The following is a 19,322-nucleotide window of genomic DNA, read 5'->3' on the forward strand; positions in this document are numbered from 1 at the left end:
TTTCTGTCGCAAATAATGGCTCAGCGCCATCATCGTCCTTTACCGCATTACCGCCTCGGTAATATCCTTGCGCGCCGAAAATATGTTTCATTTTTTTGCCAAGCGCCAAGGGAGTTGTTGCAATGATCGTAGGGATTGACCTGGGAACCACCAACAGTCTCGTCGCCGTCTGGCGTGGCGAATCCTCCGAATTGGTGCCCAATGCCCTCGGTCAGTTCCTGACACCGAGCGTGGTGGGGCTGGATGATCAGGGCCGGATTCTGGTCGGCCAGGCTGCGCGCGAGCGTCTGCACACTCATCCGCACCTGACGGCGTCGCTGTTCAAGCGTCACATGGGCAGCGCCACGGAAGTCTATCTGGCCGACAAGGCGTTTCGTCCGGAAGAGCTGTCCGCGCTGGTGCTGAAAAGTCTGAAAGAAGACGTCGAACGGGCTTATGGCGAAACCGTCACTGAAGCGGTGATCAGCGTCCCGGCCTACTTCAGCGACGCCCAGCGCAAAGCCACGCGGATCGCCGGCGAGCTGGCCGGGCTGAAAGTCGAGAAGCTGATCAACGAACCGACCGCCGCCGCTCTCGCTTATGGGCTGCACCAACGCGACAAGGAAACCTCGTTCCTGGTGTTCGACCTCGGGGGTGGCACGTTCGACGTGTCGATTCTGGAGTTGTTCGAAGGGGTGATGGAGGTCCGCGCCAGCGCCGGCGACAACTTCCTCGGTGGCGAAGACTTCGACAGCGTGCTGCTGGAACACTTTATCGACCAGCACCGCTCAGTCGCCGACTTCCCTGACCGCAACAGCGTCATCCAGCCCCTGCGCCGCGAGGCTGAGCGTGTGCGCAAGGCTCTGGGTCAGGACAGCAGCGCCGAGTTCCGGCTGCAACTGGGTGACCGCCACTGGACCCACACCATCACCCAGCAAGAATTGGCGACGCTTTACATGCCACTGCTCGAGCGCCTGCGCGCGCCGATCGAACGGGCTCTGCGCGACGCACGCATCCGGGTCAGCGACCTTGATGAGATTCTGCTGGTCGGCGGTACTACCCGGATGCCGCTGGTGCGCAAACTTGCCGCCGGATTGTTCGGCCGTTTTCCGTCGATCACCCTCGATCCGGATCAGGTGGTGGCGCAAGGCGCAGCCATTCAGGCAGCACTCAAGGCCCGCTCGGCCGCACTTGAAGAAGTGGTGCTGACCGACGTCTGCTCCTACACCCTGGGCATCGAAACTTCGACCCAGATTGGCCGCAATTATGAGGCCGGTCACTACCTGCCCATCATCGAGCGCAACAGCATCGTCCCGGTCAGCCGGGTCAAGACCGTGTACACCTTGCAGGACAATCAGGAGCAGGTGGTTGTGCGGATTTTCCAGGGCGAAAGCCGTCTGGTCAAAGACAACGTCGCGCTTGGCGAACTGGCGATCAAGGTGCCGAAACGCAAGGCCGGCGAAGTGTCCCTCGATGTGCGTTTCACCTATGACAACAACGGCCTGCTGGAGGCCCAGGTGAATATTCCGCTGACCGGGCAACAACATTCGCTGGTCATCGAAAACAACCCCGGCGTGCTCACGCCTGAAGAGATTCAGCAACGCTTGCAGAACCTCGCTCAGCTCAAGATTCACCCGCGCGAGCAACAGGTCAACACGCTGCTCAGTGCCCGTCTCGAACGCCTCTACCAGGAAAGCCTGGGCGACCTGCGCGATCAGATTGGCCATTGGGCCAAGCAATTCCAGATCGCGCTCGACTCGCAGGACGAGCGCCAGATTCGTGAAGTGCGCACCGAGCTGAGCAGGCACCTGAGCGAACTTGATCGCACGCCGTGGCAATAAGGGAGCGCTGACATGGATTGCTGGTCCTTCCTGCATTTGCCCGATGACGCTGACGTCCGCGATATCAAGCGCAGCTATGCACGCCTGCTGAAAACCTTCAGGCCCGATGAAGATCCCGAAGGCTTCCAGCGCTTGCGCGAAGCCTACGAACGCGCGCTGGCGATTGCCCAATGGCGCCTGGAAAACGCCGAACAGGAAGACGAGCAGGACGCCGACGTCGCTGTCGCCACGGCGTCCAGCGCCTTTGCTGCACTGGCGCTCGATAATGCCCTGGCCAACAGCTCCAGCCAGGCGCAAAACCAGGCGTGGGATTTCGCCGCTCTGGAGGTTTCGCCCGTCAGTCCGGCAGCCCCGGAGCCGTTTGTGCCGCCATCGAAGGACGACGCCCTGCGTGTCGAGCCGCTGGCGGCGGACGCGCAGAGTCTTGAAGCGCAGGCCGCATGGCGATTGCTTGAAGATCTATCGCCAGACAACCTCGGCGAGCGCTGGGAGCAGGCGCAACAACAAGGCTGCGCCAAGGCATTCGAAAGGCTGTTGCTGCAATTATGTTTTGAGCATCCACAATTGCGCGGACCGGTACTGCACTGGGCCGTCGAGCAGTTGGGATGGTTGGGCCCCTGGCAAGAAGTGCTGATGAATGATCGCCAGCGCGACATGCTCGCCGAGAGCCTGATGTCCGACTATCGAAACGCCTTGCAGGCGCTGCTCGAAAGCCAGAGCGAGCGCGAATTCCTCAACTTGCTCAAACACTACAGCGGCCAGCCGTGGCTCCAGGTATTCGATCGCCGCGAGCAATGGCAACAAAATCTGCTGCATCTGCTCAACGACCATGAGGGGAGCGTGCCGCTGTTCGACCGTATCGGCCAATTGTTCGGCTGGGATCACACCAAAGGTCTGCACCCGCAACCGGACTGGCTCTGGGAAAGGTTGATCGAACGCTGCAATCAGGAAAGTTTTTACGACAACCTGCGGGCCAAGGCTGAAAGCGATCGTACGTGGGCGGCCGACGTGCAGGCAGCGCATCTGTTGATCAACCCGCTCAAACCGATGCAGCAGAAGAAGATCATCGACGGCTTTGGTCAGAATGAATGGCAGGCCTGCCACGATCTGTCGGAAAAGCTAAAATGGCGCTTCCCGGAGTTGCTCGCGCGGCTGCCCTACGCCGACGTTTTTTACTGGCGGCGGTTTTTGCCACGGCCCATCGCCGACGAAACCTGGGTGCGGGTCTGGGCGGCCATTGCCTTGGCGCTGTTCCTGTTCTATCTGGCTTCGCCACAAAAAGATGTGGCAACCCTGGCCTTCATTCCGCTGGTGTTAGCGTGTGTGCCGGTGTGGTTTTTTCGTTTTGCGCTGAGTTGGTGGGTGGTGCTGACGTCTCACGTGATCGTTGCGGATCTTTGGCTCACCGAAGGGCTGATTCCGCGCCGATGGAACCCTGACACCCGCTGGCTGGTAATACGCCACGGGTTACCGCAGGTGGTCATGGTGCTGCTGTTTTCGCTGCTGCTCGGGCCACTGGGCGCACTCACTTACGTGGGCGTGATCCTGATCGGACTGGTGCACAAACGACGAATCGGCTCGCTCGACCCGCAGCTGAGCAATAACCACCCCTGGCTGACCGCGCTGCACTGGGCGCACTTCAGTCCGCTGCAACTGCTGTTTCTGGTGATGATGACCGCGATAACGGCGGCCAGCAGACTCGGCTATTCCTTGCACTCGCTGATGCCCGGCTAGAACAGCAGCGAGCTTGCGTTGCGCCTGTTGTATTCGAGTGAATCGTTGTGGGAGCCGACCTGGTCGCTCCCACATTTGTTTTGCTGCACCTGAAAGTGTCACCCAACTGTCACATTGCCTTGCTAGCGTCCGCCCGAAACAAACTGAAACAATTAAGCTGAACGGGCTGACAGATGAAAGACGAGATTGACGGCACTGACGCACCTGAATCCGACAACCCCACCGACACCAGCCGCCGCCGCTTCCTTGGCGGTGTTGCCGTCCTCGGCGTGGGCGCGACCCTGGCCGGCTGCGGCAACGCCAGCGATCAACCGGGTAAACCAGTCGAGCGCCCGCTGACCCCGACCGAGCTGGACAATGCCCTGCGCGAGCAGGTGAAAACCGTGGTGGTGATCTACGCCGAGAACCGTAGCTTCAACAACCTGTTCGGTGATTTCCCCGGTGTCGAAAAGCCGCTGTCGGCGCTCAAGCCTGCCGATTACCAGCAACGTGACCGCGACGGCAGCCTGTTGCAGACGCTGCCGCCCGTCTGGGGTGGCGTGCTGCAGATCGGCCCGCAAACGCTTGATGGCGTGACCTACCCCAGCGCCACGCAGTTTCAGGAAAACCTGCCCAACGCGCCTTTCGCCCTCAAGGGCCCGAACGGCGAAGACTTGCCGTTCGGGCTGGTGACCCGCGATTTGTGGCACGTGTTCTATCAGAACCAGATGCAGATCAATGGCGGCAAGAACGATGGTTTTGTCGCCTGGGCCGACTCCGGTGGTTTGACCATGGGGCACTACGCCCAGAGCCGCTACTCGCTGCGCCTGTGGGATGTGGCGCAGGAATTCGTGCTGTGCGACAACTTCTTCCAGGGTGCCTTCGGCGGCTCGTTCCTCAATCATCAGTACCTGATCAGCGCCACCGCGCCGTCCTATCCGGATGCGGCCAATTCGGTGGCCAAATCACAGATCGCCGACCTGCAAAGCGCTGACCCGACTGACCCGCGCCTCAAGCCGCTGGAGGCATCGCCGGCCAGCGCCATGACCGGCCCGCCGCAGTTCGGCCCGAGTGCGCTGACCCCGGACGGCTTCGGCGTCAACACCCTCGCCCCGCCGTACTGGCCGACGTGGATTCGCGATCCGGAGCGTCCGGCGTATTCCAAGCCGGATCTGCCCAATGTGATGGTGCCGCAGACCCACGAGCACATCGGCGACAAGCTGTCGAAGAAGAATGTCGACTGGGCCTGGTACGCCGGCGCCTGGCAGGCGACGCTGGAGCAGTACAAGGACTCGGGCGGGATTCCGAAGATCCCCAACTTCCAGTACCACCACCAGCCGTTCAACTACTTCAAGCGGCAAGGCCCGGAGAACCCGCAAGAGCGCAACAAACGTCTGCGCGACGCGGGTCTGGGCGATGAGTCGAGCACCAACAAGTTCTTCGCCGATGCCGAGGCCGGCAAGCTGCCGGCGGTAACTTTCTACAAACCGCAGGGCAACCTGAACATGCACGCCGGTTATGCCGACGTCGCCTCCGGTGACCGGCACATCGTCCGCGCCCTGAAGGTGCTGCGCGAAAGTCCGCAGTGGAAAAACATGGTGGTGGTCGTGACGGTCGATGAAAACGGCGGCTGGTGGGATCATGTGGCGCCACCCAAGGGCGATCGCTGGGGCCCGGGGTCGCGGGTGCCGGCGCTGGTGGTGTCGCCATTCGCCCGCAAAGGCACGGTGGATCACACGGTTTACGACACGGCGTCGATCCTGCGCCTGATCACCCGAGTGTTCCAACTGGAAACCCTCGACGGCCTCAAGCAGCGCGATGAGGCAATGATCGCCCGTGGCCAGAAACCGATGGGCGATCTGACCAACGCCCTGCATTTTCAGGCCTGAAAACCCCGTCCTGCGGGCTGATGCAAAAATCCGTGAATGACAGCTTCTCTGTGCAACACGGCTGATCCAATATGAAGCGCCCCAAAACCCCGGGGAACCCACGCTGAAAAGGATCTGAGCATGTTCAAACTCGCAGGATTTACCCCCGCAGCACTTACCCTCGCCGCGCTCACCCTGAGCGCGGCTGCCCACGCCGATGTCGATCTGAAGCTGGGCAGCGCCGAGCGCGTCACCCGCCTCTTTGCCTACCCCAACAACTGCAGCGTGATCTGCTATCGCAACTGGTCGCTGGAGCAGACCGTCGCGCATTACCTGAGCCAGAGCGTGCAGCGCGATGGCTACAGCAATGCCAAAGTCTTAGTGAAGAACGATAACGGGCAGATTTACGCCGAGATCAGCGGCGTTCCCGAAGGCTACGACAAGCCGCTGTCGGCGCTGCTCGATGCCGGTGATCTGGCCTATACCGGCGCCAGCAAGCTCAATGCCGATGGCAAATGGGCGTACAGCTGGTATCTGTTCCTGCCGCTGGGCATGGCCCTGGAAAACCGCAAGAGCGTCGAACTGCTGCACTTTCCGCCGGACTATTCGCTGACTCAGGCGCAGGATTACCTGCGCTCGAACACCACCGACCGCTGGGCCACGCTGCTGACCGTCAACGGCATTCCGGCCGAGCAGACGCCGGCCTATCAGACCATCATCGACATCGCGCCAATCGCCGCGCCGTCCAACGCCGGTAGTGATCTGGAGGGCGTCTACGACTACTTCAAGGATTATCAGACCACGCTGGTCAAGCAGTTCAGCCAGACCAGCGCCGGCACCACCCTGCCGATGGTCGCGTTCGGTGCGCCGGTGCGTAACTGGATCAAGCAGCAATACGGCCCGACCGTGGCCGTATTGGGTCTGGCGACCATCAGCCCGAGCGCGGGGGTGAACGTGCCGGTGCTGGGATCGAACCATCCGAGCTACATCTGGTACGCCGCCGACCCGGCCAGCTATGACGGCGATGAGGCCAAGGCCGATGCCGCCGGTTTGAAGGTCATGGGTCAGGACTTGAGCGCCGCTTGCTGGCAAGCCGGGATGGGCAGTAAACCGGGCACCGATGCGAAAGCCCTGCTCAACAGCTGCACGCAGACCTGGCAAGTGACGCAAAAGGGCAAGACCTGCGAACTGTTCTACACCTCGATCCGCAACCTGACCCCGGCACAGGCCGCCGCCAAGTGCTCGACCACGCCAATCAAGGCCCAGTTGCAACAGCTTCAGGGCGAATTGCCGGCCACCGCCGTTCCTGCACCACACCTCTGATCCGCTGAAAAAGCTTCCCGTGTCAGTCAATGCTGACGCGGGGAGCAGCCAATTACGCCTGTCAGATCTGACAGTAGACGGTAAGCGGCATACGCGGGAATATTGGATCCAAGCATGTTGCAGCGCTGACAGGACGTCAGACCAGGGAAGTCGCAGCATTTGGCCGACAGGGAACGTTATGAATAATCAGGCCCATCAACACAACATCCCACGCGACGCACCCGGCATCTACCCGTTTGCCGGATTGCCGGTGCGTCTGGGTTTCCCATCCACCGAGGATTTCGAAATCGTGCACGACCACCACGGTCACGCGGCAGTGGTGGCGCGCCGGGCGTTCTTGCGCATCACCCGGATGTGTCGGGTATCCGGGCAACTGTTGCCCTATCGCTGCCGACAGACGCGTCAGTTACTGGCCGGCATCCACCTCTACGACCCGCGCTTTTGCGGGTTGCTCGAACACGCCTGCGATCCGAATGTGTTTCTGGACATGAGTGAGCTGTGGCTGTGGGCACTTCGCGACATTCAGCCGGGTGAACGCCTGACCATCGACTTCGCCGCCACCGAAGACCGTTTGCTGCAACAGTTCGCCTGCACCTGTGGCTCGCCGCGCTGTCGTGGGTGGATCACCGGCTACGATGAGCCACCCAGTATCGAGGGCCAGCACTTTCTGCAGCACTGGCGGCATCCACACTGATCGGGATTACAACGCCCCGACCGGACGCAGACGATATTGCGGCGGCAGTTGCTCGAAACCGCTGATGGTGGTGTTCAGGCTTTTCCAGCGACCGTCCTTGATGCCGTAGATGCAGCCGTGAATCGACAGGTTCTGGCCGCGATGCCAGGCGTTCTGGATGATGCTGGTGTGGGCGACGTTGGCCACTTGCTGAACGACGTTGAGCTCGCACAGCCGGTCGACCTGCTCTTCCTCGGTCGGCAGCTTGGCCAGTTCTTCACGTTTTTCGTAGTACAGGTCGCGGATCGAGCGCAACCAGCCATCGATCAGACCGAACTGGCGATCCTGCATCGAGGCGCGCACACCGCCGCAGCCATAGTGGCCGGTAACCAGGATGTGTTTGACCTTGAGCACATCAACCGCGTACTGAATCACCGACAGGCAATTGAGGTCAGTGTGCAGCACCACGTTGGCGACGTTGCGGTGTACGAACAGATCGCCCGGAAGCATGCCGACGATCTCGTTGGCCGGCACCCGCGCGTCGGAGCAGCCGATCCACAGATATTCCGGGGTCTGCTGGCGCGCCAGCTTGGCGAAGAAATCCGGGTCTTCCTTGGTGATCGCGTCAGCCCAACGCTCGTTGTTATCAATCAGGTCTTGTAAGTCGTGCATGGTTAAGGCCTCAAGAAAGATGCGCAGGTATGACAGACGACCGCCCGTCGGGGTCACGCAAGAACCGCAGGTGTTTTTCTTTGGAATTCTCGGGTGCCCGGTGTGTCCACCTCAGTAAGGCCCACAGTATGAGGATTTGCCATGACTGATTCACGACGTCCGTTCGATGCGGTGCAACCAGAACCCATCGATGACAACGAAGACCGCATGGGCTCGGTGCATGAGCTGGATTTCGATGAAGACGAACCCAGCGCGAAAATCGGCGACGAGATTCCGGAACGTGAACGCGAGCAACTGATGCCCGCTGAACGGGTGCGCGAGGCCGGGCTTACCGGTGCATCGACGGCTGATCATGAACCGACCGACGATGACTTGAGCCCGGAAACACTGATTCACGAGGATGGCGCACGCGATGCCGAAGAGGCTGGCGAGGGCAATCAGGCCGATTGGGATCTGAGCATTGTCGACGAAGATGACATCGGCGGCGGCAATGGGCTGGATGAGGCGGAGCTGGCGCGGCGTGATCCGCTGGATGGCAATCGCTGATTGGTAGCGCCTGTAAGGACGCCTTCGCGAGCAAGCCCGCTCCCACAGGGAATTGAGACTCGGCTCAGAACCAATGTGGGAGCGGGCTTGCTCGCGAAGCTTTTAAACAAGATCAGTCGACCAGGGTGCAGGCCATCACTACGGCGTCTTCGCGCCCGCCCACCGCCGGATAATAATCGCGACGCCGGCCAATCTCATTGAAACCATAGCGCTCATACAACTTGAACGCTGCGGTATTGCTGTCGCGCACTTCCAGGAAGCATTCCCGGGCAGAGGCCGCATATGCCCGCGACATCAGATGCTCGAGCAGCGTCAGCCCCAGCCCCCGTCCCTGATTCTCCGGTTTGACCGTGATATTCAGCAGATGCGCCTCGTCGAGAATGATCTGCACCACGCCATGGCCGACCTGCTGCTGGCCTTCGAACATCAGCCAGATCTGGTATTTGCCCAGCCCGTCGAGAAAAATCCCGCGGGTCCAGGGATGGCTGTACGCCGCGTATTCGATCTTCAATACCGCGTCCAGGTCCGCCTCGGTCATCGGGCGGAACGATACAGCTTCACTCATTCGATGGTTTCCAGCGCGCCATCAGCCGACGCATGGCTTGCCACACAGCGGCCTTGCGCTGTGGCTCTTCCATTAACAATTCCAGACCGGGAATGGCCCAGGCCAGGCCCAGGCCTTCGATCTGCAATTCACTGTTGAACGCTTCGGCGTCCGCTTCACCGGCAAAGCGTATTGCCGGAAGGCCGATCAGCCACAGGCAGGCGCAGGGTGCCGCTTCCATCTGTACCGAGAGGAAACCCTGAACAAAGTCGCGCGCCGCTTCCGGGCCCTGATCCATGGTGCCGCGGTTCAGCCACGGCCAGCGCACCGGCTCGCCGACGATCTGTGGCGCATCCGGCAGACCGGCGGCGCGCAACATGTCTTTAAGCAGCAGATAGGCCGGATCGCGGCTCTGGAACGCTTCGCCTGTGGGTAACTCGACCAGCAGCAGGCAAGGCCCGGCGCGCAGCAACTGCAGGGCAAAACGCGGTGGCGGCACGGGCGCCGGCTTGGCGACAACCGGCGCCTCTTCGACCTCTTCCACCGGTTTGGCGCCATTGCGGGTACTGGCGAGCGACGGGCGCGGCACTTCGATCTTCGGCCGTTCGACCGGACGGGCGGCAGGCTGCGCCGGAGCTTCGGCCTGCACAACCGGCATCACCGCCACCTCTGGCTCAGGCTCGGGCATGTCCAGCAGCTCGGGCCGCGACGGGGCGGCGAAAGGCAATTCGGTGCGCGGCAGCCAGTTGACCACCTGCATGGCGTTCAAATAGGCGCGGCGGCGGGACTCGATAAGCAAAGGGTCGGCCACTTGTGGATAACTGAAGTGGGCAGATTCTACAGCCCTTCGTTCAAGATCGCTTGCTGTTGATCGATAGCCTTTACCTGGGCTCGCTCCCTGAGAAAATGCGACAGCCCGTCCCGAGAGTGAATCGCATCCCTCGTGATGCAGTACAATCGCGGCTTTTAATCGCCAACCAGCCGGCCATTCCGATGATCGAACCCAAGCGCGTCTTGCGCGCCCTCGCTGAACACTGGGCACTTCTGGAGCCACTGTGCGAGCACTTCGACCAGGGCACCCTGAGCCTCAACGAACTGCGCACGCAACTGGCCGCCCAACAACTGGACAGCACGCCGCAGGACATCACCAGCCTGCTCGACGTGTGGATTCGCCTGGACATTCTGGTGCCCGTGGCGAAAAGCCCGAACCGTTTCGAGCTCAACGCGCAGATCCACGACTTCCTCGCCTACCTGCGCCGTGAGCACCGTCTGGGCCTGTGCCTGGAAATCGAAGCCTATTTGCGCCACCTCGAACGTCTGGCCGGCTACATTCAGGACGCGTTCGATGTGCGCGACGGCAACGACCTCGCCCGTCAGCTGCGTTTGCTCGACATGCGCGTGCGCGACGTGCTGAAGAAACTCGACAACGACGAGCAGGCACTGGTCGCCGTGGCCGAACGGGCCAAGACCAGCGACCGGCAGATTCCGCTGCGTCAGCGATACGCCGAAGTGCTGGCGACCTGGGACGAATACGTCGAACCGATGATCGACCTGGTGAACGCCGACGGCGCCTTCGAACAAGGCGTGCGCAAGGTCGAAACCGTGCTGCTGAAGATGCTCAGCGAACAGCAGCGCCTCGGCCATCTGGTCGACGACGACATGCTGCTGCGCACCCACGCGCGCATCCTCGAAATGCAGACCAGTGCCCAGCTGACCCTGCGCCACGCCCGCGAACTGCTGCTGCCGCTGCGTGAAGAAGCGCGCCGGCACAACGCCGTGACCCGTGGTGCCGCGCTGGCGCTGGCGGCGATTCGCCGCAAAGGCATCGACGCCGTGCCGCAAGCGGCGATGCCGCTGTTCACCCGGCCGCAAAGCACCTTCCTCGGCAGCGCCAGTCAGGTCGAGGCCTACGTCTACGCCCTGGCGCGTTTCGAGCCGAAACCGGCGCGTTTCCCCAAAGCGCACAAGACCCAGAAATCCGGCGATGCCCCGCGTGCACCGCGCACCGTGCGCGAGATGGTCGAGCGTTGCGAAGAGTCCCTGCCGATGCCGGATCTGATGACCTGGTTGCTGGAGCAGGAACCGGACGGCGCCACCGACGAATTGCTGTACTGGTTCTCGCGTCTGTCGCGGGAAAAACGCTTCACCCGCGAGCGTCTGGAACGCCGCGAATACCACACTCACGAGCATCAGGTCAGCCTGCGCTCCTTCGCCCTGCTCTCGGCCCGCGACCCTGCCGCCGCCGAGGATTCTGCGAGCATCCCCAATGCATCTTGATCTATCCGAACTGTCCCAACTGGCGCCGATCTTCCGCGAGCTGTTCAAGGGCTATCATGTCAGCCGCCGCGACCCGGAACTGTACGCGCAACTGTCAAACTTCCAGGATCAATACCGCACGCTGTTCAAGGCGCTGGGCTTCGAACTGGTCTGCGACACCCGTGGTTTCTACTACTTCGTGCCGGACATGGCCGCTGCGGCGGTGAACAAGACCGCTCAGCGCCTGGCGCTGTTCACCTTCATTCTCGTCGAGCATCTGGCCGATCAGGGCCGCGACCCGATCGCCGTGCTCGACGGTGGCAGCCTCGGCCGTGAAGAACTGCCGTCGTTGCTGGATAAATACCGCGACCTGTTCATCCAGGCCGAAGTGCAGACCGTCGAAGAACTCGAAGAAAAAATCATGCGTCGCATGACCCAGCTCGGTTTCGCCGGCGAAGAAAACGGCGTGTACCGTTTCCTGCCGCCGATGCATCGTTTCCTCGATGTGTGCCTGTCGGTGCAGCAGGACCGCGATCTGGCAGCCAGCGTGCACAGCGTACTGCCGCTGCCGGCACCGGTGCTGATCGACGAAGAAGCCGAAGCCAAATTCCTCGAAACCGACGATCCGCTTGATCTGTCCGAATTCGAAGAAGAAAGCGAAGAAGACGCACTGGCCCGCGCCATTGCCGAAGAACAGGAGTCCGACGCATGAGCCAGGAACGCTACGGCATCCGCCGCTTTGCCCTTTTGAACACCGCCGGTTACAGCCTCGGTCTGTTCCCGCTGGAAGAACCGCTGTCGGTTTACGGCGCGAACAACCTCGGTAAATCCGCCTCGATCAACGCTCTGCAGTTCCCGATTCTGGCGCGCATGTCGGACATGAGTTTCGGCAAGTACAGCCTGGAACAATCGCGACGTTTCTACTTCGCCTCCGACACCAGTTATATCCTCGTCGAAGTCAATCTGCCCCACGGCCCGCACGTGATCGGTGTGGTCGGTCGCGGCCCGGGCGGTGGTTTCGGTCACCAGTTCTTCGCCTACGCCGGCAAGCTGGATCTGGCGCATTACCAGAAGAACGACACCTGCCTGCGGCAGAAAGAGCTGTTCAGCAACCTTGAGAAAGAAGGCCTGAAAGCCTACGAACTCAAGCCGGACGAACTGCGTCGTCTGCTGGTGGGCGGGCACACCTCTATCCCGCTCGACCTGACCCTGATCCCGCTGCGCTCCACCAGCGAGCAGAGCCTGAAAACCTTCCGCGCACTGTTCATCAACCTGCTGCACATGCGCGAAATCACTGCGGCCAAGTTGAAGCAACTATTCCTCGATGCCTTCGAGCACAGCCTGCGTTCCGGCAGCGTCGACTACATCGCTGCGTGCGAAGAAGCCTTCCGCGATGTGCGCCGGATGGAGCAGGACTACAACTCGCTGGTCGCTGCCGGCCCGCTGGTCGAAGCTCTGGCCAACGGGGTGAAACAGCGCGACGTGCTGCGCGGCAAGCTGCACCGCCTGTCGCCGCTGCTCGACTCGTTGCTCGGCACCTGGTCGGACTACGCCACGGCGCGCAAGGAAGAGCTGACGATCCAGGCCGAACACTACCGTCGCGAGCAGGACGATCTGCAAAACGATCAGCGCGGTGGCACCCAGGAACTGATGCGTCTGGAGCGGGAAATCTCCGGCATCCAGCGCTGGCTCGGTGAGTTGTCGGTGCTGAAAAACCGCTTCGCGCTGGTCGATGACGTCAAGGTGCTGGAGCAACAACTGCTCGCCGCCAAGGACGCGCACGACGAACTGGCCGGTGCGCTGGCACAGTCCCGGCAGTTCAGCGCCGAGGATCTGGAAGAACGTCTGCGTGATCTGGAAAAACGCCTGAAGTCGGTGAAGCAGCAACTCGATCATGCCGACAACAACAGCTACGCGCGTCTGCGTGAGGAGTTCTCGCAGCAGGACGTCGAGCGTCTGATGCGCCTGTTCAACAGCGCGCTGTTCAGCCTGCCGCTGGGCGAGCACGGCATCACCCTCGACGAAGATGGCGAGTGGGTCAAATCGGTCGAGCTGATCCTCGATGGCTTCAAGGGCGAGCGCTTCGAAGTGCCGGGCTTGTCGATCGACATCTCGCACATCGAGCCGCCGGCTCTGCAAGCGCTGGCCGACCGCGCCGCGCTGCGTGACCAGAAAGAGCGTCTGGAAAAAGAGCTCAAGCAGCTCAAGACTCAGCAAGCCGTGGCCGCCGACCGCGCCGCGAGCAAGACCCAGACCGAAGCGCTGTACCAGCAAGTGCTGGATGCGCAGAAAGCCCTGGAAGATTTCCGTCGCACTCAAACGCTGAGCGCCGAAGAAGGCGACAAGCTTGAGCAACTGGCGCAGATGGAAGCGGCGCAGGACGAACTCAAGCGTTCCAGCGATGCGTTCACCGAGCGCGTCCAGCAACTGTCAGCCAAGCTGCAACTGGTCGGTCGGCAGATCGCCGACATGGAAGCCAAGCAGCGCACTCTCGACGACGCCCTGCGCCGCCGTCAGTTGCTGCCGGCGGATCTGCCGTTCGGCACGCCGTTTATGGATCCGGTCGACGATTCGATGGACAACCTGCTGCCGCTGCTCAACGACTATCAGGACAGCTGGCAAGGCTTGCTGCGCGCCGACGGTCAGATCGAAGCGTTGTACGCGCAGGTGCGCCTCAAAGGCGTGGCCAAGTTCGACAGCGAAGACGACATGGAGCGCCGTCTGTCGCTGCTGATCAACGCTTACGCGCACCGTACCGACGAAGCCCTGACGCTGGGCAAGGCGCGGCGTGCGGCGGTCACCGACATCGCCCGGACCCTGCGCAACATCCGCAGCGACTACGACAGCCTCGAGCATCAACTGGCGCTGTTCAACCGCGAGATCAACAAGCGTCAGGTGTCCAACCTGCAGAGCTTCCGCATCGTCCTGGCGCCGAACAAGGAAGCGCTCAAGCACATCGATCAGATCATCCACAGCGCCGGTCAGTACGAAGAAGGCGAAACCCTGTCGGTGTTCGATCTGAGCCAAAGCGCGGAACAGGACAACAAGAACGAAGAGGCCAAGGAGTACCTGGCGCGGCTGGTGGCGGCGAACCACAACCAGCTCGGTCTCAAGGACTTGTTCGAACTGGCGTTCGAGATCACCAAGGTCAACGGTCAACCGGTGATTCACACCGACATCGACGGCGCGGCGTCCAACGGCACCACCATGACCATCAAGGCGCTGACCAACATGTACTTGTTGCTGCACCTGATGGATCGCGATCTGGCCGGTCGCGTGCGCCTGCCGTACTACCTCGACGAGGCGGCGGACATCGACGAGAAGAACCAGGCAGCGCTGCTGGAAACCAGCCTGCAATTGGGCTTCGTGCCGATTCTGGCGAGTGTGAAGCCGCAAGTCTGCGCCAGTGTCGCCATCGACCTGGAGGGCGGCAGCGGCCCGGCGGGGATCTACATCGACGAGGCGGACTGGAAGTACATCCGCCGGCATGATGTGGTGAAGGCCACCGTCAATGTGCAAGCCGATGAGCCGGAGCTGGATGAGGTTTGATCGACTTTAGCTGAAAACCAAAAAGGGCCGCGATCTGTTGGGATCGCGGCCCTTTTTTATGGCTGGGAATTTGTGCTGACTTTTAGTGCCCTATCGCGAGCAGGCTCACTCCTACAATTTGGAACGCGTTCCCCTGTAGGAGTGAGCCTGCTCGCGATGGCGCCCCTTCAGACACCACAGAATTACTTACCGAGCGAAATCTTCGGCGCCCAGGTCAGCCACTCATCCTCGAACTTGTCGAACAGCGGGAACGTCTGCTCGGGCCGTGCTTGGGTGCCCATGCGCTCACCGTCCGGCGTAGCGAAGGCGATACCACCCTGAATCGCTGTCTCCAGCGACTCCGTGCGCACCGTCAAACCATTGAACAGACCGATGTCGAAACCGACACCACTGGTGTTCCAGAATCGGCTGCCGCTGCGCACCAACGGCGCGTATTTCGGCTCGATCAAAATATGCACCAACACGCGATCAGCAGTCTGGCCCAGTTCATAACCGGTGACCTTGCCCACGGTGATTTCGCGGTAGGTCACGGGTACGCCCGGTTTCAGCGAGCCACGGCGCGCGGCGCTCAACACCAGACTCAAGCCAGCCTCCTGCTTGCTCACTTCCGGCGGACTGGCCAGCGCAACGAAGTTCTTCTGCGGGCCGAGATTTTTCGCCGCCGGCTGCACTTCCACATATTGCCCGGTGACCAGGGTTTCCAGATTCTGGGTCTTGATCAGCCCCAACTCCGGCTTGACCACCCAGAACTGACTGCCGACCCGCGCAATGCGCTCCGGTACTTCGGTGATCCGCGCGGTAATCATCACGGCTTGCAAATCGTCGGTCAGATCGACGTCTTCAATCTTGCCGACATCCAGGCCTTTGAAACGAATCGGCGTGCCCGGACGCAAACCATCGGCGCGGTCGACCTTGATCGTCACCAGCGTGCCTTTCTGGTTGGCTTCATCATGGTTGGCGAACAGACGGAAGCGTGGAATACGCTTTTGCAGCGGCGCCTTGGCTTGCGGTGTTTCGAAAGCAATACCGCCGGCCATCAATGTCTGCAAAGACTCGCTCTTCACTTGAATACCACCCGTAAGACCACCGGTGAGGGTGATGCCGCTGACATTCCAGAAGCGTGTCGACGCGTTGACCAGGTTTTCGTACTCCTTCTCGATATGCACGCCGATGACGATTTGCTTTTTGGTCTTGGAGAACTGATAGCTCTGTACCGAACCGACCTTGACCTGTTTGTACAGAATCGGACTGCCGACTTCGATCGAACCGAGAACATCGGTGAACAGCACCAGGTGCAGACCCGGCGAACGCAGATCCAGCGGCGGCGCTTTTGGCCGCGCCTCGAATTCGCGTTTCGGCGCGGCACCTTTGTCGCCCGGACGCACGGCAATGTAGTTACCTTTCACCAACGCTTCGAGCCCGGTGATACCGGCCAGGGAAATCGACGGTTTGACCACCCAGAACTGCGTGCCTTCGACCAGATAGTCTTCGGCCAGAGGATCCAGCGTCAGCTCGGCCGTGGCGCTGTTCAGATCCGGATCGATTTTAAGCGCCTTCATGTTGCCGACCTGAATGCCCTTGTACATCACCGGCGTACGACCGGCCTGCAGGCCTTCGAAGTCACTGAGTTTGACCTTGACCCGAATGCCGGCAGCGGCGGCGTCGAAGTCCTCATAGAGACGGAACGGCAGGCTTGGATCAGTAGGCGGACTGTCCTTGCGATTCTCCGGAGTGGCGAAGGCAATACCGCCGGCGACGATGCTCGCCAGAGATTCGCTGCGTACCTTCACCCCGGACAGGTTGGCGTCGATGCTGATGCCGCTGGCATTCCAGAAACGTGTGTGTTTGCGCACCAGTTTGGCGTAGGTCGGCTCGATGAACACTTTGAGCTCAACGGTGCTCTGGTCTTCAGACAGCACGTAGCTTTTGATCTGACCGACTTTGATCTGCTTGTAGAACACCGGACTGCCGCGGTTCAGCGAACCGAGGCGATCGGCCTTGATCGTCAGGTGCAGGCCGGGCTTGGAGTCCGATAGCGGCGGCTCTTCGGCCAGCGCCTTGAACTTGCGGGTCGGCTCGCCTTCACCGGGACTGATGGCCACGTAGTTACCTGAAACCAGGGTTTCCAGACCGGTGATGCCGGCCAGGGTCACGCTCGGTTTCACCAGCCAGAAGCGCGTGCTGGTCTTGAGGTATTGCTCGACGTCCTTGTTCATCTCGACGGTGGCAATCACCCCTTTGGAATTGCCCTCGTCATCAAGTTTGAGCGTCTTCACCTTACCCACCGGCATGCCCTTGTAGACCACTTCGGTCTTGTTGGCCTGGATGCCTTCACCGCTTTCGAAACGCACCTGAATCTCGATACCGGTTTCGTTATAGGCACGCCAGCCGAGCCAGCCACCGATGATCAGGGCAATCAGAGGCAGTACCCAAATGGCAGACCAGTTGGAGGCCGGTCGAGTTTTCGCTACAGGCAAATCAGTCATGGTCGTCGTCCGACTCCGTGTTATCCCAAATCAGTCGGGGATCGAAAGTTACTGCGGCAAGCATCGTCAGAATCACCACACTGGCGAAGGCGATGGCGCCAAGGTTGGCTTCGACACTGGCAAGCCGGCCGAAGTTGACGACCGCCACCAGAATGGCGATCACAAAGATGTCGAGCATCGACCAACGACCGATGAACTCGATGAAGCGGTACATCCAGATCCGCTGCCGCGCGGACAACGGCTGACGTCGCTGCACCGAAAACAGCAGCAGCGCGATGCCCACCAGTTTGAAGGTCGGCACCAGAATACTGGCGATGAACACCACGGCGGCAATCGGGATCATGCCGTGCTGCACCAACTGGATCACGCCGGACATGATGGTGCTAGGATCACCCTGCCCCAGCGAACTGACCGTCATGATCGGCAACACATTGGCCGGGATGTAGATAATCGCAGCAGTGATCAGCAGAGCCCAGGTTCGGGCCAGACTGTTCGGACGACGAGCGTGAACCAGCGCACCGCAGCGGGTGCAGGTCTGCTCGTCGGTGTCCGCATCCCGTTTGTTCAATTCATGGCATTCGGTACAGATCAGAATGCCCGCATCAATCGCCCGCATGGGCATCCTCTCCTGATAACGCCTGCCAGATCTGATGCGGTGACATCACCACTTCCAGCCAGACCTGAACCAACAACAAACCGATGAAACACGCCAGACCGAGGCCGACGGTGATGGCCGCCATGTCCGCCAGTTTGACGATCGCCACGAGGACACCCATGAGGTAGACCTCGAGCATTCCCCAGTCTTTGAGGTGGTGATAAATGCGGTAGAGCAATAAGCCGTAACTGCGTCCGACGTTGAATCGAATCGTCAGCAAAACGAATAACTGGCACAGCAACTTCAGCAACGGAATAGCCATACTGCACAGGAATACAACGATCGAAACGCCCTGCATGTCCGTATTGAACAAGCCGAGCACGCCGCTCCAGACCGTATCCTGCGAAGATTGTCCGAGGATATTGAGTTGCATGATGGGTAAAAAGTTTGCCGGGATGTACAGCAATAATGCTGCGATCACCAAGGCAAGGCTGCGCTGCACCACATTATGGCGATGGGCGTACAACTCGTAACCGCAGCGCGGGCAGAGTGCTTTCTCGCCATGGGCAAGCTTGGGCTTGCGCATCAGCAGGTCGCACTCATGACAGGCCACCAAGTCTTCCAGCGGTAAATCTGACAGCCCTTGGGCGTCAACCGGATCTGACATAAAGGCTCTGACTCCGAAAAAGATGGGGGTTATTCTAGTGTTCTGATTCGAAAATAACTGTGCAAAATTGTTCGCTGCCTAAGTAAAAATACTTTCCTGCGGGCAAAACAAAACCCCAACTGCTTTCGCAATTGGGGTTTCGGAATTTAATCTTGACGATGACCTACTCTCACATGGGGAAACCCCACACTACCATCGGCGATGCATCGTTTCACTTCTGAGTTCGGGATGGGATCAGGTGGTTCCAACGCTCTATGGTCGTCAAGAAATTCGGGTACTGACTCGTGACCAACTGGCCTCGCTTCAGCAAATCGGGTATGTGATACAGGTGTCTTGTGAGCAGCGCGAACTTTCGGTTCATTGCGTCTTCACACACCGCAATCTGGTCTCTTTCGAGCATTCAGATTGCTTGGGTGTTATATGGTCAAGCCTCACGGGCAATTAGTATTGGTTAGCTCAACGCCTCACAGCGCTTACACACCCAACCTATCAACGTCGTAGTCTTCGACGGCCCTTCAGGGAACTCAAGGTTCCAGTGAGATCTCATCTTGAGGCAAGTTTCCCGCTTAGATGCTTTCAGCGGTTATCTTTCCCGAACATAGCTACCCGG

Annotated in this window: 15 protein-coding genes and 2 rRNA genes; 9 read left to right on the top strand and 8 right to left on the bottom strand. The window is 60.5% G+C overall.

The window, feature by feature from the left end:
• Positions 1-122 precede the first annotated feature (122 nt).
• The 5 genes from CRO59_RS02680 to CRO59_RS02700 all read left to right on the top strand — a co-directional run bounded on the left by CRO59_RS02680 (position 123) and on the right by CRO59_RS02700 (position 7,418).
• Positions 123-1,820 (top strand): molecular chaperone HscC, encoded by a 1,698-nt coding sequence (locus CRO59_RS02680; protein ID WP_097086264.1) that lies wholly within the window; start codon positions 123-125, stop codon positions 1,818-1,820.
• Between the two features lie 12 nt (positions 1,821-1,832).
• Complete coding sequence (locus tag CRO59_RS02685; RefSeq protein WP_097086266.1) at positions 1,833-3,554, top strand: J domain-containing protein; 1,722 nt, start codon at positions 1,833-1,835, stop codon at positions 3,552-3,554.
• A 173-nt stretch (positions 3,555-3,727) separates the two neighbouring features.
• Positions 3,728-5,422 (top strand): acid phosphatase, encoded by a 1,695-nt coding sequence (acpA, locus tag CRO59_RS02690; protein WP_097086267.1) that lies wholly within the window; start codon positions 3,728-3,730, stop codon positions 5,420-5,422.
• A gap of 120 nt (positions 5,423-5,542) precedes the next feature.
• A complete protein-coding gene (locus CRO59_RS02695) occupies positions 5,543-6,724 on the top strand; it encodes a hypothetical protein (protein WP_097086269.1) in 1,182 nt (393 codons plus the stop codon).
• A gap of 178 nt (positions 6,725-6,902) precedes the next feature.
• Positions 6,903-7,418 (top strand): SET domain-containing protein-lysine N-methyltransferase, encoded by a 516-nt coding sequence (locus CRO59_RS02700; RefSeq protein ID WP_097086271.1) that lies wholly within the window; start codon positions 6,903-6,905, stop codon positions 7,416-7,418.
• A 6-nt stretch (positions 7,419-7,424) separates the two neighbouring features.
• Here CRO59_RS02700 and can read toward each other — a convergent pair whose 3' ends face one another.
• Positions 7,425-8,069, bottom strand: a complete 645-nt coding sequence (gene can, locus CRO59_RS02705) for a carbonate dehydratase (RefSeq protein WP_097086272.1) — start codon at positions 8,067-8,069, stop codon at positions 7,425-7,427.
• 141 nt (positions 8,070-8,210) lie between these two features.
• On the opposite strand from can, the gene CRO59_RS02710 reads away from it, so the two are divergent.
• Positions 8,211-8,615: a hypothetical protein gene (locus CRO59_RS02710; protein ID WP_027612254.1), complete on the top strand. Its 405-nt coding sequence runs from the start codon at positions 8,211-8,213 to the stop codon at positions 8,613-8,615.
• Between the two features lie 112 nt (positions 8,616-8,727).
• Here CRO59_RS02710 and rimI read toward each other — a convergent pair whose 3' ends face one another.
• Both rimI and CRO59_RS02720 read right to left on the bottom strand, forming a co-directional pair.
• Positions 8,728-9,180 (bottom strand): ribosomal protein S18-alanine N-acetyltransferase, encoded by a 453-nt coding sequence (gene rimI / locus CRO59_RS02715; RefSeq protein WP_027612255.1) that lies wholly within the window; start codon positions 9,178-9,180, stop codon positions 8,728-8,730.
• Positions 9,173-9,919: an energy transducer TonB gene (locus tag CRO59_RS02720; RefSeq protein WP_097086274.1), complete on the bottom strand. Its 747-nt coding sequence runs from the start codon at positions 9,917-9,919 to the stop codon at positions 9,173-9,175. The genes rimI and CRO59_RS02720 overlap by 8 nt, the downstream gene beginning before the upstream one ends.
• Before the next feature lie 233 nt (positions 9,920-10,152).
• Between CRO59_RS02720 and mksB the strand changes: the two genes are divergently transcribed.
• From mksB to mksF, 3 genes are read left to right on the top strand one after another with little or no spacing between them, the layout of a single operon-like run.
• Complete coding sequence (mksB, locus tag CRO59_RS02725; protein WP_047296550.1) at positions 10,153-11,436, top strand: Mks condensin complex protein MksB; 1,284 nt, start codon at positions 10,153-10,155, stop codon at positions 11,434-11,436.
• Positions 11,426-12,127 (top strand): Mks condensin complex protein MksE, encoded by a 702-nt coding sequence (mksE, locus tag CRO59_RS02730; RefSeq protein WP_016773189.1) that lies wholly within the window; start codon positions 11,426-11,428, stop codon positions 12,125-12,127. The genes mksB and mksE overlap by 11 nt, the downstream gene beginning before the upstream one ends.
• Positions 12,124-14,964, top strand: a complete 2,841-nt coding sequence (gene mksF / locus CRO59_RS02735; RefSeq protein ID WP_003228206.1) for an Mks condensin complex protein MksF — start codon at positions 12,124-12,126, stop codon at positions 14,962-14,964. Before mksE ends, mksF begins: the two co-directional genes overlap by 4 nt.
• 182 nt (positions 14,965-15,146) lie before the next feature.
• On the opposite strand, the gene CRO59_RS02740 is transcribed toward mksF, so the two are convergent.
• The 5 genes from CRO59_RS02740 to CRO59_RS02760 all read right to left on the bottom strand — a co-directional run.
• Complete coding sequence (locus tag CRO59_RS02740) at positions 15,147-17,450, bottom strand: PqiB family protein (protein ID WP_097086276.1); 2,304 nt, start codon at positions 17,448-17,450, stop codon at positions 15,147-15,149.
• On the bottom strand, positions 17,443-18,066 hold the full coding sequence (locus CRO59_RS02745) for a paraquat-inducible protein A (protein WP_027612260.1): 624 nt from the start codon (positions 18,064-18,066) through the stop codon (positions 17,443-17,445). The genes CRO59_RS02740 and CRO59_RS02745 overlap by 8 nt, the downstream gene beginning before the upstream one ends.
• Complete coding sequence (locus CRO59_RS02750; RefSeq protein WP_027612261.1) at positions 18,053-18,712, bottom strand: paraquat-inducible protein A; 660 nt, start codon at positions 18,710-18,712, stop codon at positions 18,053-18,055. Before CRO59_RS02750 ends, CRO59_RS02745 begins: the two co-directional genes overlap by 14 nt.
• A gap of 150 nt (positions 18,713-18,862) precedes the next feature.
• A 5S ribosomal RNA gene (rrf, locus tag CRO59_RS02755) occupies positions 18,863-18,978 on the bottom strand.
• Positions 18,979-19,132: 154 nt separating this feature from the next.
• Positions 19,133-19,322 (bottom strand): 23S ribosomal RNA (locus CRO59_RS02760); the annotation flags it as partial.

The sequence above is a fragment of the Pseudomonas sp. LAMO17WK12:I5 genome, from assembly GCF_900215165.1.
Lineage (GTDB): Bacteria > Pseudomonadota > Gammaproteobacteria > Pseudomonadales > Pseudomonadaceae > Aquipseudomonas > Aquipseudomonas putida_A.